Here is a 13,308-nt window from a genome sequence, read left to right as displayed (position 1 = left end):
CTATGGTCGGCGCGCAATAAAGTCGATTTCCACCAGCGCATGCCGCGCCAGCCCGGTGGTGCCGATGCAGGTACGCGCCGGGCGTTTGCCTTCAGGGAAATAGCTGGCGTAAACCGCGTTGAAGCGCTCGTAATCGCCATGGAAGTCAGTGAGGAACGCGCGCGCCGAGACCACGTTTTCCAGGCCCAGGCCGAGGCCGCTGAGCACTACCAGCAGGTTGTCGAAGGTCTTGTGGGTTTGCGCCTCGATGCCCTCGGGTAGTGGCGCCGCTTCGTTGCCCGGATCGATGGGTAATTGGCCGGTGATGAACACCCAGCCATCGGCTTCGCAAGCGTGGGAGAACGGTGCGACCGGCGCGGGCGCAGCGGCGAACATGTGGTATTCGGGCATCGACATGGGCACTCCTGGTCATCGAGTCAGTGGCCGCACGACAGCGCGGCCTGCTGCGACCATACCCTATCGAATCAGAATACCGACCAGCCGATGCGCTCGCTGAGCAGCTCCAGCGCCTTTATCCCGGCCAGGGAGTTACCTGCTGCATTGAGCTCCGGTGACCATACGCACACACTGAACTGCCCTGGTACTACCGCGACGATACCGCCGCCGACGCCGCTCTTGCCCGGCAGGCCGACGCGGTAGGCGAAGTTGCCGGCCTCGTCGTACAGCCCACTGGTGGCCATGATGGCGTTGATCTGCTTGGTCTGCCTGGGCGACAGCACCTGCTCGCCGCTGTGCTGGCAGAAGCCTTCATTGGCAAGAAAACCGAAGGCACGCGCCAGGTCGACGCAGCTCATGCGCAGCGCGCAGCAGCTGAAGTAGCTGCGCAGCACGGCCTCGACTTCATTGTGGAAATTGCCGAACGACTGCATCAGGTAGGCCGCCGCCGCGTTACGCGCACGGTGCTGGTACTCCGACTCGGCGACATGGTTGTCTACCGTGACCTCGGGGTTGCCCGACAGGCGCCGGACGAAGTCGCGCATCGACAGCGCCGGTGCGGCGTAACGCGACTGGTTGATGTCGCAGATCACCAGGGCGCCGGCGTTGATGAACGGGTTGCGCGGCTTGCCACGCTCGAATTCCAGCTGCACCAGCGAGTTGAACGGCTGCCCGGACGGCTCGTGGCCGAGGCGCTGCCAGATGCTTTCACCACTATGACCGATGGCCTGTACCAGGCTGAACACCTTGGAAATGCTCTGGATCGAGAAGGGCGTACGCGCATCGCCGGCGACATGCACCTGGCCGTCGTTGCCATACACGGCGATGCCCAATTGGTCGGGCGCCACGCTGGCCAGTGCGGGAATGTAGTCGGCCACCTTGCCCTGGCCGATCAGTGGGCGGACTTCATCGAGAATTTCGTTCAACAACGCTTGCATGTTCAGGCTCGCGAGGGCGTCGGGCACTGCCCGGCAGTCTGAGCTAGACGCCCGTTGACGGACACGAATCACAGCCCATGACTTGCCCTGAGCGGCCGGCCCCCCTAGGCTCGGTCCTCCCCTGTCGTTGGCGTAGTTCGATGTCCACCGTTCTCAATGTGCTGCTGCCGATCTTCGGTCTGATCCTGGTCGGCTACATCTGCCGGCGAACCAATCGCCTGGGGCCGACCGCGGCATCGGAGATGAATCGCTTCGTGGTTTGGCTCGGCCTGCCGGCCCTGCTCTTCAGCCTCACGGCCAAGGCCGACTGGGCTCAGATCTGGCAGCCCGGTTTCCTGCTCGCCTTCACCGGCGGCATGCTCGCGGTGTTTCTGGTCACCCTGGCATACCGCTGGAAAACCACCGGCAGCCTGGTCGACGCCAGCATCGATGGGCTCAGTGCCGGTTATGCCAATACCGGCTATATCGGCATTCCACTGTGTGTGCTGGTACTGGGTGAAGACGGCATGGCGCCCGCGCTGATCGCCTCGCTGCTGGTGGTCTGCGTGCTGTTCGGCCTGGCGGTGGTGTGCATCGAGGTGGGCTTGCAGAGCAAGAAGGGTTTGGGCGGCGCCATCGTTCAGGTGGTCACAGCGCTGTTGAAGAACCCGCTGGTGGTCGCGCCACTACTCGGTGCTGCCTGGGCCTTTGGTGGCGTGCAGATGCCCGCGGCACTGGACGAGTTTCTGCGTCTGCTCGGCGCGGCCACGGTGCCCTGTGCGCTGGTGTCGCTGGGGTTGTTCCTGGCGCAGCGGCAGAGCGGGCCGAGCGAAGGCGCCTGGCCGCTGGTGGCGCTCAAGCTGGTGCTGCAACCGTTGGTGACCTGGTTCATCGCTTTTGTGCTGCTCGACCTGCCACCGTTCTGGGCGCATGCCGCGTTGCTGCTCAGCGCACTGCCAACGGGCACCGGGCCGTTCATGCTGGCCGAGTATTACCAGCGCCAGGCGGCGCTGGTGTCGCGGGCGATCCTGTTTTCCACCCTCGGCTCACTGCTGACCCTGTCGCTGATCCTGCTGGCGATCAGCCCTTGAGCTGCAGTTCCACGCCCAGTTGCTGTGACAAGCAGGGCCAGCGCTGCCAGGCCGATGCGGTGTCCGGCGCCGCCAGGCGCTCGCGGTAGGCCTGCACCGAGGGTTGGTCGAAGCTGGCGTCATCGAGCATACCGGTCAGGGCATGATGCACGGCTTCGTCGAGCTGGTTGGCAAAGGGTTCGCCAATCAGCTGGTGGGCGATCAGATTGGCGCGGGTGGTATCCAGCGGGATCAGCGGCTGGCCGAGGTGGGCGATATAGCGGTCATTGACCTCTTCCACCAGGCGATGAGCCAGATAGGCCTCGTCGAGCAGGCCTTCGAGTCCTTCGTGCCCCTCCATCAGTGCCGGTGGCTGCAGGAAGAAATGCTCGGCGATCTTCAGCACCGGTTTCACAGCAGCCTCGATTCCCGCTTCGCGCGCGACCTCGGCAGCGGCGTCGAGCACATCCGGCACCTCCTCGATATAGGCGATGACGAATGCGCTCAGTGCCCCTGGCGCATTCTCCTCAGGCAGGCGGATGGCCGGGTGCAGGCGCTCCAGCTGAGTCTGCAGCAAGCGCGAGAGAGCCTGGCTGCCGCTTTCCTGCTGGCGAGCCTGAGCGATCAATTGACGAAGGGCAGCGGTGTTCATGACGGCTCCTACATTTCAGGACATGGGCGTGAACATTAGCCGGCCGTTCGGCTTGGCTAAGACGCGATTGTCATAATTTTTTCATACTTATGCGAGTTAGCTATAACGACATGTATCAGAACGGCTACACCCCGCGTCAGTCGGGGCGTTTAGGACAAGGCCTGCGCGCCTTCGGCCATTTTTGCACGCACGTTGCGAGGTGAAACTCGCCGTCTATACTCGAGTTCGAAAGGCAGTACCTGATGGAACCGGACGAGCTCAGGCACGGAGAGGTTTCGGCAGTAGTCGCCAGCAGTTGAGCGCGGTGCGCGGACAGTGAGTCCGCCTTGTCGCTCTATGGCAGTCGATCCCTTAGCCGCAGGCTCAGCCGGCGGGATAAAAAGAACAATCAAGGGGAACCCGCAATGATGCGACATCCACGAGTCTGGATGGGCCTCCTGCTGTGGCTGGCATTAGGCTCGGCGCACGCGCAGTGGACGGTCAATATGGCGCCCGGTGTAACCGACGTCAGCCGCTCCGTCTTCGATCTGCACATGACCATTTTCTGGATCTGCGTTGTGATCGGTGTGATCGTCTTCGGCGCCATGTTCTGGTCGATGATCATGCACCGCCGCTCCACCGGCCAGAAACCCGCGCATTTTCACGAAAGCACCACCGTCGAGATTCTCTGGACCGTCGTGCCACTGGCGATTCTGGTGGTGATGGCGATTCCGGCAACGAAGACGCTGATCGATATCTACGACACCACCGAGTCCGAGCTGGATATCCAGATCACCGGTTATCAGTGGAAGTGGCACTACAAGTACCTGGGGCAGGATGTCGAGTTCTTCAGCAACCTGACCACGCCACGCTCGCAGATCAACAACCGCGAAGCCAAGGGCGAACATTACCTGCTCGAAGTGGATGAGCCGCTGGTGGTGCCGGTGGGTACCAAGGTGCGCTTTCTGATCACCGCGGCCGACGTGATCCACTCCTGGTGGGTGCCGGCGCTGGCGGTGAAGAAGGATGCCATTCCCGGTTTCATCAACGAGTCCTGGACGCGCATCGAGGAGCCCGGCATCTACCGTGGCCAGTGCACCGAGCTGTGCGGCAAGGATCACGGCTTCATGCCGGTGGTGGTCGAGGCCAAGTCCAAGGAAGACTTCGCCGCCTGGCTGGCCGAGCGCAAGCAGGCGGCTGCTGCCGAGCGCGAGCTGACCAGCAAGGAATGGACCATGGAAGAGCTGATGGCGCGTGGCGAGAAGGCCTACAACACCACCTGCGCCGCCTGCCACCAGCCCACTGGTGAAGGCCTGCCGCCGATGTTCCCGGCACTCGAGGGCTCGTCCATCGCCACCGGGCCGGCCGAGGGCCATATCGACATCGTCTTCCACGGCAAGCCGGGCACCTCCATGGCGGCTTTCGGCAAGCAACTGTCGCCGGTCGACCTGGCCGCCATCATCACCTACGAGCGCAACGCCTGGGGCAACAATGTCGGTGACATGGTCACGCCCAAGGACATTCTCGATTTCTCCAAGGCGCAGGAGTAAGGACATGAGTGCAGTGATCGACCACGGTCATACTGACCACCACCATGGCCCGGCCAAGGGCCTGATGCGTTGGGTGCTGACCACCAACCACAAAGACATCGGCACGATGTACCTGTGGTTCAGCTTCTGCATGTTCCTGCTCGGCGGCTCGATGGCCATGGTCATCCGCGCCGAGCTGTTCCAGCCGGGCCTGCAGATCGTGCAGCCGGAATTCTTCAACCAGATGACCACCATGCACGGCCTGATCATGGTCTTCGGTGCGGTGATGCCGGCCTTCGTCGGCCTGGCCAACTGGATGATCCCGCTGATGATCGGCGCGCCCGACATGGCCCTGCCAAGGATGAACAACTTCAGCTTCTGGCTGCTGCCGGCGGCCTTCGGTCTGCTGGTCAGCACCTTGTTCATGGAGGGCGGCGGGCCGAACTTCGGCTGGACCTTCTACGCGCCGCTGTCGACCACCTATGCGCCGGAGAGCACCACCTTCTTTATCTTCGCCATTCACCTGATGGGCATCAGCTCGATCATGGGCGCGATCAACGTGATCGCCACCATCCTCAACCTGCGTGCCCCCGGCATGACCCTGATGAAGATGCCGCTGTTCGTCTGGACCTGGCTGATCACCGCATTCCTGCTGATCGCGGTGATGCCGGTACTGGCTGGCTGCGTGACCATGATGCTGATGGACATCCACTTCGGCACCAGCTTCTTCAATGCCGCCGGCGGCGGTGATCCGGTGCTGTTCCAGCACGTGTTCTGGTTCTTCGGCCACCCCGAGGTGTACATCATGATCCTGCCCGCCTTCGGTGCGGTCAGTTCGATCATCCCGGCCTTCGCGCGCAAGCCGCTGTTCGGCTACACCTCGATGGTCTACGCCACCGCGTCGATCGCTTTCCTGTCGTTCATCGTCTGGGCGCACCACATGTTCACCGTCGGCATCCCGCTGACCGGCGAGCTGTTCTTCATGTACGCCACCATGTTGATCGCGGTGCCCACCGGGGTGAAGGTGTTCAACTGGGCCAGCACCATGTGGCAGGGGTCGATGACCTTCGAGGCGCCGATGCTGTTCTCGGTGGCCTTCGTCATCCTCTTCACCATCGGCGGATTCTCCGGGTTGATGCTGGCCATCGCCCCGTCGGACTTCCAGTACCACGACACCTACTTCGTGGTGGCGCACTTCCACTACGTGCTGGTGCCTGGGGCGATCTTCGGCATCTTCGCCTCGGCCTACTACTGGCTGCCGAAGTGGACCGGCCACATGTACGACGAAACCCTGGGCAAGCTGCATTTCTGGATGAGCTTCGTCGGCATGAACCTGGCGTTCTTCCCGATGCACTTCGTCGGTCTGGCTGGCATGCCGCGGCGGATTCCCGACTACAACCTGATGTTCGCCAACTTCAACATGGTTTCCAGCATCGGCGCCTTCATGTTCGGCGCGACCCAGTTGCTGTTCCTGTTCATCGTCATCAAGTGCATCCGCGGCGGCAAACCGGCTCCGGCCAAGCCCTGGGACGGTGCCGAAGGCCTGGAATGGACGGTGCCGTCACCGGCGCCTTATCACACCTTCAGCACGCCGCCGGAAGTGAAATAGGAGATCTGCCGTGAGCGAGGTCATCGCGACGCGTCGCCTGGTTACCCGTCTGCTGATCGTGGTGGTGGTGATGTTCTGTTTCGGCGTCTTCGTCCTGCCGCCGTTCTATGACGCCATGTGCCGCGTATTCGGGATAAACGGCAAGACCGCCGGGCCCTATCAGGGTGAGCAAATGGTGGATGAGCAGCGCCAGGTACGCGTGCAGTTTCTCGCCACCAACGCCGCCGGCATGGTCTGGGAGTTCGGCCCGCAGGCTGACGAGATACTGGTCCATCCGGGCGAGGCGCGCGACATGCTGTTCGTGGCCTACAACCCCAGTGACCAGCCGATGAGCGCGCAGGCGATTCCCAGTGTCTCGCCTTCGAAGGCGGCGGCCTTCTTTCACAAGACCGAGTGTTTCTGCTTTACCCAGCAGGTGTTGCAACCGGGCGAGCGCATCGAAATGCCGGTGCGCTTCATCGTCGACAGGGATCTACCCAAGGATGTGAAGCACCTGACCTTGGGCTACACCCTGTTCGATATCACCGCGCGCAAACCGCCAGTGGCACAGGCTCCATAAGGAGAACAACAATGTCGAGTCACGAAAGTCACGAGAACTATTACGTACCGGCGCAGAGCAAGTGGCCTATCGTCGCCACCATCGGCCTGCTGGTCAGCTTCTACGGTGTCGGCACCTGGTTCAACGATCTGTCGGCAGGTCGCGACGGTTCCAACGGGCCGCTGATCTTCTTCGTCGGCGGGCTGATTCTGGCCTGGATGCTGTTCGGCTGGTTCGGCAACGTCATCAAGGAAAGTCGCAGCGGTCTGTACAGCGCGCAGATGGACCGCTCCTTTCGCTGGGGCATGAGCTGGTTCATCTTCTCCGAGGTGATGTTCTTCGCCGCCTTCTTCGGCGCTCTGTTCTATATCCGCATGTGGGCCGGACCCTGGCTCGGCGGCGAGGGTGACAAGGGCGTGTCCAACATGCTCTGGGAAGGTTTCGAATACACCTGGCCATTGCTGCAGAACCCCGACTCCAAGCTGTTCCCGCCACCCAGCGCAGTGATCGATCCGTGGCATCTGCCGCTGGTCAACACCATCTTGCTGGTGTCCTCCAGCTTCACCATTACCCTGGCTCACCACGCGCTGAAGAAGAACCACCGTGGCCCGCTCAAGGCCTGGCTGGCGGCGACCATCGTCCTCGCCCTGGCGTTCCTGTTCTTTCAGGTCGAGGAATACATCGAGGCCTATACCGAGCTGGGGCTGACCCTGGGCTCAGGCATCTACGGCGCCACCTTCTTCATGCTCACCGGCTTCCACGGCGCGCATGTGACCTTGGGCACCATCATCCTGATCGTGATGCTGGTGCGCATCACGCGCGGGCATTTCGACGCCGATCAGCACTTCGGCTTCGAGGCGGCCGCCTGGTATTGGCACTTCGTCGATGTGGTCTGGCTGGGATTGTTCGTCTTCGTCTACGTACTGTAGCGGGGGCTACCACGTAACGTGGGACACCAATTGCCCTGAGTAGAAGCCCCAGGCGACCAGGGCGACGGTAATGGCGGTCAGGCCGACACGGACAGTCAGCGCGCCAACCACGCGGGAACCATGGCCCTCGTCCTTGACCAGGAAGAACAGGCCGCTGAACAGGCTGGCGATGGTTGCCAGCAGCATGAGGACGATCGCGGCCTTGAGCATGTGAGACTCCGGGGGATTGACGTGATGCATTGCAGTATAGCCAGCAACCCCGATCGTAACGGCAGGGCGCAATGAGCGCCTTCCGTCCTGGTTGGTTGCCCAGCGTGCTGGTTGCCCTGCTGCTGCCGGGGTTGCTCTGGCTGGGCCTCTGGCAGCTGCAGCGTGGCGATGAGAAGCGCGCGCTGCTGGCCAGTTTCGAGGCGCGGCGCCAGGCCGAACCGATCAGTCTCGAGCAGCTCGAGCCCATGCCGGACCCCGCCTACCGTCGCGTTCACCTGCGTGGGCACTTCGATACCGAGCACAGCCTGCTGTTGGACAGCCGCATTCGTGATGGCCATGCCGGTATCGAGTTGCTGCAGCCTTTTTACGATCAGTCCAGCGGCCTCTGGGTGTTGCTCAACCGTGGCTGGCTACCCTGGCCGGACCGGCGCACGCCGCCGCACTTCGATACGCCCGACGGCATGCTGCAGCTCACGGCCTGGGTCTACGTGGCGCCTTCTGGCGGTTTGAATTTGCGATCTGGCGCGGCATCCGAAGGCTGGCCGCGACTGATCACGCAGGTCGAGGCCGACAGCCTCTGGCGCCAGCTGGGCCGTGGTGGCCTGCCTTTCGAGGTGCGCCTGGAGTCCGGGCCGGCCAGTTATCGCGTCGACTGGCCAATCGTGGCCATGAGTCCCAGCAAGCATCTGGGCTATGCGGTGCAGTGGTTCTCCTTGGCTGCCGCGCTGCTTGGTCTGTTCATCTATCTCGGAATTCACAATGCACGGGAGCGTCGTCATGAACCCAGCCATCGCCATGCCTGAGGCACCGCGCAAGGGGCGTGGTCGCCTGCAGTTGTTGTTGATCCTGGCCATTGCCATCGGCCCGATGTTCCTGGCCAGCGCCATGTACCAGTGGCGCTTCTGGGTACCGGAAACGCGCAGCTACCACGGCGTGCTGATCGGCGATGGGCGCACCCTCGCCGACCTCGGCGTACAGGGTGAAGTCGAGCCGCGCTGGCAGATTCTGGTGACGGCGCCGGGAGCCTGTGAGGCCGACTGCCAGCAGCTGGTCTATCTGGCGCGGCAGATCCAGATCGGCCTCAACCGCGAGACCGCCCGCGCCAGTCACGGTCTGGCGCTGGCCGAACCACTGCCGGCCGAGTACGACGCCACGCTCAAGCGCGAGTACCCGCAGCTTGGACGCTATCAGCTGGATCTGCAGGCCTACGACAAGGCCGCCGAGGCGGTACCGGGTGCACAGCTGTGGCTGGTCGATCCACACGGTAACCTGGTGCTGCGCTATCCGGCCGGCAGCAAGGGCAAGGCCATTCTCGATGATCTGCGCTACCTGCTGAAAATTTCCCTGATCGGTTGACGCCGCGCTCTGTCCATATCGACAGAGCGTCAGGCCCAGTGCCCAAGGAGTAGACATGCACAAGCCCGGTTACCGTCTAGCGTTGTTCGCGACCCTCCTGACCGTGGTGGTGGTGCTGCTAGGTGCCTACACCCGACTGACCCATGCCGGTCTGGGTTGTCCGGATTGGCCGGGTTGCTACGGCTTTCTCGGCGTGCCGATGAGCGAGCACAAGCAGGCCATCGCCGAAGCACGTTTTCCCGAGGCCCCAGTGGAGGTCGCCAAGGGCTGGTATGAGATGATCCATCGCTACTTCGCCGGCGCCCTGGGCCTGGTGATCCTCGTCATTGCTGCCCAGGCCGTGCGCCGTCGTGCGGAGCCAGCCCAGCCGCTCAAGCTGCCGCTGGCGATTCTGGCGCTGGTGATCCTGCAGGGCGCCTTCGGCATGTGGACGGTCACCTTGCAACTTTGGCCGCAGGTGGTCACTGCTCATCTGCTCGGCGGCTTCGCCACGCTCAGCCTGCTGACCTTGCTCACGTTGCGTCTGTCTGGGCGATTCGCCCCGCTGCAGCTGCCAGGACACCTGCGGACATTGGCGGCGGCGTGCCTGCTTTTGGTGATCGGGCAGATCACCCTCGGCGGCTGGGTCAGCTCCAACTACGCCGCTGTCGCCTGCGTCGACCTGCCCACCTGTCACGGCGAGTGGTGGCCGGCGATGGATTTCGGCAAGGGCTTTCATCTGACCCAGCATATCGGCCCCAACTACCTGGGCGGACAACTCGACAGTGATGCGCGCACCGCCATTCACATGAGCCATCGCATCGGGGCGCTGCTGGTAACGCTGGCGCTGTTGGCACTGGCCTGGCAACTGCGCATTGCCAAGCTACCGCGCCTGGCCGGTCTGTTGCTGCTGGCGCTGGCCGTGCAGGTTGGCTTGGGCATCAGCAACGTGATCTTCCATCTGCCGCTGCTGGTGGCGGTGGCGCACAACGCAGGTGGCGCGGCTCTACTACTGGTGATGGTGCTGATCAACTATCGCCTGAGGGCTGTTTCTGCGGCGACTCGCGAAGCATCCGGTCTGGCGGGCAGGCGCACGACTCTGGTTTCCAACGGTCTGGTTCAAGGCCGGTAAATAACGAATCAAGGAGCAATGCCATGGCTACAATGCTGCGAGCTCACTCCGAACACGCCACCTGGCGCGACTATCTGGAGCTGACCAAACCGCGGGTGGTGATGTTGATGTTGATCACCTCGCTGGTCGGCATGTTCCTCGCTACCCGAGCCGGTGTGCCCTGGACCGTGCTGCTGTTCGGCAACCTCGGCATTGGCCTGTGCGCCGGCGCGGCGGCTGCGGTCAACCATGTGGTGGATCGGCGCATCGACTCGATCATGGCGCGCACGCACAAACGTCCGGTCACCGCCGGACGTGTCTCGCCGGTGGCGGCGCTGGCCTTCGCGCTGCTGCTGGCCATCGCCGGCATGAGCCTGCTGATGGTGTTCACCAATGAGTTGGCCGCCTGGCTGACCCTCGCTTCACTGCTCGGTTATGCGGTGATCTACACCGGCTTTCTCAAGCGCGCCACGCCGCAGAACATCGTTATTGGCGGCCTGGCGGGTGCTGCCCCACCGCTGCTGGGCTGGGTTGCCGTCACCGGTCACCTGAGTGCCGAGCCGCTGCTGCTGGTATTGATCATCTTCGCCTGGACGCCGCCGCATTTCTGGGCGCTGGCCATCCACCGCAAGGCCGAATACGCCAAGGCCGACATCCCCATGCTGCCGGTGACCCACGGCGAGCACTACACCAAGGTGCATATCCTGCTCTACACCCTGGTGATGTTCGCAGTGACTCTGTTGCCCTACGCCATCCACATGAGCGGGCCACTGTACCTCGCCTGCGCCTTGCTGCTGGGCGGCCGCTTCCTGCACTGGGCCTGGGTGCTGTACCGTGACAGCAAACCGCACGCGGCGATCAACACGTTCAAGTACAGTATCTGGTACCTGTTCCTGCTGTTTATCGCGCTACTCGCGGACCATTACCTGCTGCTGAATATCTAAGGCTCTTCATGACGCGTACCCACACTACGGTTTTCGTTCTTGTCGCCATCGTGGCCCTGGTGCTGGGCCTAACCGTCAACAAGGTGCTGAGCAGCAAGAGCCAGGGCGATCCGGCGGCGCTGCTCGATGCCGGTATCGTCCTGCTGCCACAGAACCGCAGCCTGCCGGCGCTGACCCTGGTCGATCAGGACGGCAAGGAGGTCGTGGTAGATCAGCTCAAGGGCGACTGGACGCTGCTGTTCTTCGGCTACACCTTCTGCCCGGACATCTGCCCGGCGACCCTCGCCCAGCTGCGTCAGCTGCAGACTCAACTGCCCGAGGAGACCCGTGCGCGGCTGAATGTAGTGATGGTCAGCGTCGACCCGCATCGCGATACACCGGAGCAACTGAGCAAGTACCTGGGCTTCTTCAATGCCGGCTTCAAAGGCCTGACCGGTGAAGAGGAAACCCTGCAGAAATTCGCCAACTCGGTGAGCATTCCCTACATCCCGGCTGACACCAGCAAGGAAAACTACACCGTCGACCACAGCGGCAACCTGGTGATCATCGGCCCGGATGGTACTCAGCGCGGCTTCATCCGCGCGCCGATCAACAACGCCAAACTGGCGGCGCAACTGCCGGGACTGGTTTCGGGTAGCTAACAGCACGCCCGTGTCTGCGTAGGGTGGATGACGCTCTTTTCATCCACCGCAGTGCGCGCCATGGTGGATCGATGAAGCGTGATCCACCCTACAAGGCGAACGGCAGCGGCAGGTTGACCTGCTGGCGCTGCGCCAGGCGCCGCTGGAATTCGGCCGGATCATGAATCAGCACCTCCTGCCCGGCGAAGGATTCGGCGGCGATCAGGCGCGACAGCCAGAAACGCACGCACGCCACGCGTAGCATGGCCGGCCACAGCTCCGCCTCGGCAGCCGTGAAGGGCCGCAGCGCTGCATAAGCGCCGAGAAGCGCACGGGCACGAGCGCCATCGAGGCTGCCGTCTTCGTGCGAGCACCAGTCGTTCAGGGTGATGGCCAGGTCGTAGAGCATCGGCCCCGAGCAGGCGTTGTAGAAATCAATCACCCCAGCCAGATGGTTGCCGTCGAACAGCACGTTGTCGCGGAACAGATCGGCATGCAGGTTGGCCCGCGGCAGGGCGAGGATGCGCGGCTTCAGCTCGGCGATCTCGGCCAGCGCATCACGCAGCAGCGGCAATGCCTCGTCATCGAGCTTCAGCGCCTGGCTCGGGCCTTCGGCCAGCATCCAGTCCAGACCACGGTCGCTGCGCCGCTCGATTGGCGCGTCACGCGTAGCCAGGTGAACTCGGGCCAGCAGGCTGCCCACTTCCTGGCAGTGATGGGCGTTGGCTTCGCGCACATGCTTGCCGGAAAGTCGCGGCTGCAGCAGTGCCGGTTTCTCCGCCAGGCTGCGCAGCGCCTCGTCATCCCGCGTACGCAGGGCGTAGGGTACCGGCAGACCGGCATCGTGCAGCACATCGAGCAGCTCGATGAAGAACGGCAGGTCGGCCACCGGGCCGCGTTCGACCAGGGTCAGAACGTACTCGCCCTGCTCCAGGCTGACGAAGAAGTTACTGTTTTCGCTGCCTGCAGCAATGCCCTGGAAATCACGCAACCGACCAAGCCCATAGGGCGCCAGGAAGACTTCGAGCTCATGACGCTCCAGGGGGGTGAATACCGACATATCAGACCTTAATCGCTTACCAGCTAAAGATTTCCCACGAGGGGATCAGCATGTCCGGATCGTCCGAACGTACGAAGTTGCCGTCGCTGCCATCGGCGCGAACGAGAAAGTAGGGTTTACCGTTCTTCGGGATGACCTTGATGGCATAGAGGAAGCCATTGACCCGGTATTCCTGAATGGTGCGGTCGCCGTCCTGGCGGATGGTCACGTCGGGATCGCCGGAGACCGGATCCTCGGCATGCGCGGCAAGTGGGACACAGGCCAGCAGGCCGACCAGCAACAAACGATTGACTGTACCCATGGTAATCTTGCTCCTTCGTTTTTACCGATGCAGCCATTCTACCGCTGCACCCGCCGAAAAGGTTGATCC

At 63.0% G+C, this 13,308-nt stretch carries 16 protein-coding genes; 10 read left to right on the top strand and 6 right to left on the bottom strand.

Annotated features, from left to right (window positions below; all coding sequences use genetic code 11):
• Positions 1–396 (bottom strand): RidA family protein, encoded by a 396-nt coding sequence (locus tag BM186_RS11670; RefSeq protein ID WP_072423686.1) that lies wholly within the window; start codon positions 394–396, stop codon positions 1–3.
• 68 nt (positions 397–464) lie between these two features.
• Positions 465–1,373 carry a glutaminase B gene (glsB, locus tag BM186_RS11665; RefSeq protein ID WP_072423685.1) on the bottom strand — a complete coding sequence of 303 codons (909 nt, stop codon included), beginning with the start codon at positions 1,371–1,373 and terminating at the stop codon, positions 465–467.
• A 140-nt stretch (positions 1,374–1,513) separates the two neighbouring features.
• On the opposite strand from glsB, the gene BM186_RS11660 reads away from it, so the two are divergent.
• The gene (locus BM186_RS11660) at positions 1,514–2,443 is read left to right on the top strand and encodes an AEC family transporter (RefSeq protein ID WP_021487540.1); all 930 of its coding nucleotides are present in this window, start codon (positions 1,514–1,516) and stop codon (positions 2,441–2,443) included.
• On the opposite strand, the gene BM186_RS11655 is transcribed toward BM186_RS11660, so the two are convergent.
• Positions 2,433–3,074 (bottom strand): hypothetical protein, encoded by a 642-nt coding sequence (locus BM186_RS11655; RefSeq protein WP_074915432.1) that lies wholly within the window; start codon positions 3,072–3,074, stop codon positions 2,433–2,435. The genes BM186_RS11660 and BM186_RS11655 overlap by 11 nt on opposite strands.
• Positions 3,075–3,478: 404 nt before the next feature.
• Here BM186_RS11655 and coxB point away from each other — a divergent pair, with 404 nt between their 5' ends.
• The 4 genes from coxB to BM186_RS11635 are packed head-to-tail and all read left to right on the top strand — an operon-like array spanning position 3,479 to position 7,658.
• Entirely contained in the window at positions 3,479–4,603 is a 1,125-nt protein-coding gene (coxB, locus tag BM186_RS11650; protein WP_074915430.1) for a cytochrome c oxidase subunit II, read from the top strand.
• A 4-nt stretch (positions 4,604–4,607) separates the two neighbouring features.
• A complete protein-coding gene (gene ctaD, locus BM186_RS11645) occupies positions 4,608–6,191 on the top strand; it encodes a cytochrome c oxidase subunit I (RefSeq protein ID WP_074915429.1) in 1,584 nt (527 codons plus the stop codon).
• Between the two features lie 10 nt (positions 6,192–6,201).
• The gene (locus BM186_RS11640) at positions 6,202–6,750 is read left to right on the top strand and encodes a cytochrome c oxidase assembly protein (RefSeq protein WP_074915427.1); all 549 of its coding nucleotides are present in this window, start codon (positions 6,202–6,204) and stop codon (positions 6,748–6,750) included.
• A gap of 11 nt (positions 6,751–6,761) precedes the next feature.
• The gene (locus BM186_RS11635) at positions 6,762–7,658 is read left to right on the top strand and encodes a cytochrome c oxidase subunit 3 (protein WP_074915425.1); all 897 of its coding nucleotides are present in this window, start codon (positions 6,762–6,764) and stop codon (positions 7,656–7,658) included.
• Positions 7,659–7,664: 6 nt separating this feature from the next.
• Here the strand turns inward: BM186_RS11635 and BM186_RS11630 are convergent, their stop codons facing one another.
• Positions 7,665–7,868 carry a twin transmembrane helix small protein gene (locus BM186_RS11630; protein ID WP_021487546.1) on the bottom strand — a complete coding sequence of 68 codons (204 nt, stop codon included), beginning with the start codon at positions 7,866–7,868 and terminating at the stop codon, positions 7,665–7,667.
• Between the two features lie 71 nt (positions 7,869–7,939).
• Between BM186_RS11630 and BM186_RS11625 the strand changes: the two genes are divergently transcribed.
• The 5 genes from BM186_RS11625 to BM186_RS11605 are packed head-to-tail and all read left to right on the top strand — an operon-like array spanning position 7,940 to position 11,899.
• Positions 7,940–8,671, top strand: a complete 732-nt coding sequence (locus tag BM186_RS11625) for an SURF1 family protein (protein ID WP_074915423.1) — start codon at positions 7,940–7,942, stop codon at positions 8,669–8,671.
• Positions 8,646–9,224 (top strand): hypothetical protein, encoded by a 579-nt coding sequence (locus tag BM186_RS11620; protein WP_074915421.1) that lies wholly within the window; start codon positions 8,646–8,648, stop codon positions 9,222–9,224. Before BM186_RS11625 ends, BM186_RS11620 begins: the two co-directional genes overlap by 26 nt.
• A 55-nt stretch (positions 9,225–9,279) precedes the next feature.
• Positions 9,280–10,335, top strand: a complete 1,056-nt coding sequence (locus tag BM186_RS11615; RefSeq protein ID WP_072423677.1) for a COX15/CtaA family protein — start codon at positions 9,280–9,282, stop codon at positions 10,333–10,335.
• 23 nt (positions 10,336–10,358) lie between these two features.
• Positions 10,359–11,258, top strand: a complete 900-nt coding sequence (gene cyoE / locus BM186_RS11610) for a heme o synthase (RefSeq protein ID WP_074915419.1) — start codon at positions 10,359–10,361, stop codon at positions 11,256–11,258.
• Positions 11,259–11,266: 8 nt separating this feature from the next.
• A complete protein-coding gene (locus tag BM186_RS11605; protein WP_074915417.1) occupies positions 11,267–11,899 on the top strand; it encodes an SCO family protein in 633 nt (210 codons plus the stop codon).
• Positions 11,900–11,987: 88 nt separating this feature from the next.
• On the opposite strand, the gene BM186_RS11600 is transcribed toward BM186_RS11605, so the two are convergent.
• Positions 11,988–12,938 carry a homoserine kinase gene (locus BM186_RS11600; protein ID WP_074915415.1) on the bottom strand — a complete coding sequence of 317 codons (951 nt, stop codon included), beginning with the start codon at positions 12,936–12,938 and terminating at the stop codon, positions 11,988–11,990.
• Between the two features lie 16 nt (positions 12,939–12,954).
• Entirely contained in the window at positions 12,955–13,239 is a 285-nt protein-coding gene (locus tag BM186_RS11595; protein WP_074915412.1) for a DUF2782 domain-containing protein, read from the bottom strand.
• Positions 13,240–13,308: the final 69 nt, after the last annotated feature.

The organism is Ectopseudomonas toyotomiensis, from assembly GCF_900115695.1.
GTDB lineage: Bacteria > Pseudomonadota > Gammaproteobacteria > Pseudomonadales > Pseudomonadaceae > Aquipseudomonas > Aquipseudomonas toyotomiensis.
The sequence above is the reverse complement of the archived record's forward strand: the minus strand, read 5'-3'. Positions and strand labels throughout refer to the sequence as shown.

What these genes read in the sequence shown, in the direction of transcription:
- BM186_RS11605 (WP_074915417.1), top strand. Translation starts at nt 11,267, where the DNA reads ATGACGCGTACCCACACTACGGTTTTCGTTCTTGTCGCCATCGTGGCC.
- cyoE (WP_074915419.1), top strand. Translation starts at nt 10,359, where the DNA reads ATGGCTACAATGCTGCGAGCTCACTCCGAACACGCCACCTGGCGCGAC.
- BM186_RS11600 (WP_074915415.1), bottom strand. Translation starts at nt 12,938, where the DNA reads ATGTCGGTATTCACCCCCCTGGAGCGTCATGAGCTCGAAGTCTTCCTG.
- BM186_RS11655 (WP_074915432.1), bottom strand. Translation starts at nt 3,074, where the DNA reads ATGAACACCGCTGCCCTTCGTCAATTGATCGCTCAGGCTCGCCAGCAG.
- ctaD (WP_074915429.1), top strand. Translation starts at nt 4,608, where the DNA reads ATGAGTGCAGTGATCGACCACGGTCATACTGACCACCACCATGGCCCG.
- BM186_RS11635 (WP_074915425.1), top strand. Translation starts at nt 6,762, where the DNA reads ATGTCGAGTCACGAAAGTCACGAGAACTATTACGTACCGGCGCAGAGC.
- BM186_RS11630 (WP_021487546.1), bottom strand. Translation starts at nt 7,868, where the DNA reads ATGCTCAAGGCCGCGATCGTCCTCATGCTGCTGGCAACCATCGCCAGC.
- coxB (WP_074915430.1), top strand. Translation starts at nt 3,479, where the DNA reads ATGATGCGACATCCACGAGTCTGGATGGGCCTCCTGCTGTGGCTGGCA.
- BM186_RS11625 (WP_074915423.1), top strand. Translation starts at nt 7,940, where the DNA reads ATGAGCGCCTTCCGTCCTGGTTGGTTGCCCAGCGTGCTGGTTGCCCTG.
- BM186_RS11620 (WP_074915421.1), top strand. Translation starts at nt 8,646, where the DNA reads ATGAACCCAGCCATCGCCATGCCTGAGGCACCGCGCAAGGGGCGTGGT.
- BM186_RS11670 (WP_072423686.1), bottom strand. Translation starts at nt 396, where the DNA reads ATGTCGATGCCCGAATACCACATGTTCGCCGCTGCGCCCGCGCCGGTC.
- BM186_RS11615 (WP_072423677.1), top strand. Translation starts at nt 9,280, where the DNA reads ATGCACAAGCCCGGTTACCGTCTAGCGTTGTTCGCGACCCTCCTGACC.
- glsB (WP_072423685.1), bottom strand. Translation starts at nt 1,373, where the DNA reads ATGCAAGCGTTGTTGAACGAAATTCTCGATGAAGTCCGCCCACTGATC.
- BM186_RS11595 (WP_074915412.1), bottom strand. Translation starts at nt 13,239, where the DNA reads ATGGGTACAGTCAATCGTTTGTTGCTGGTCGGCCTGCTGGCCTGTGTC.
- BM186_RS11660 (WP_021487540.1), top strand. Translation starts at nt 1,514, where the DNA reads ATGTCCACCGTTCTCAATGTGCTGCTGCCGATCTTCGGTCTGATCCTG.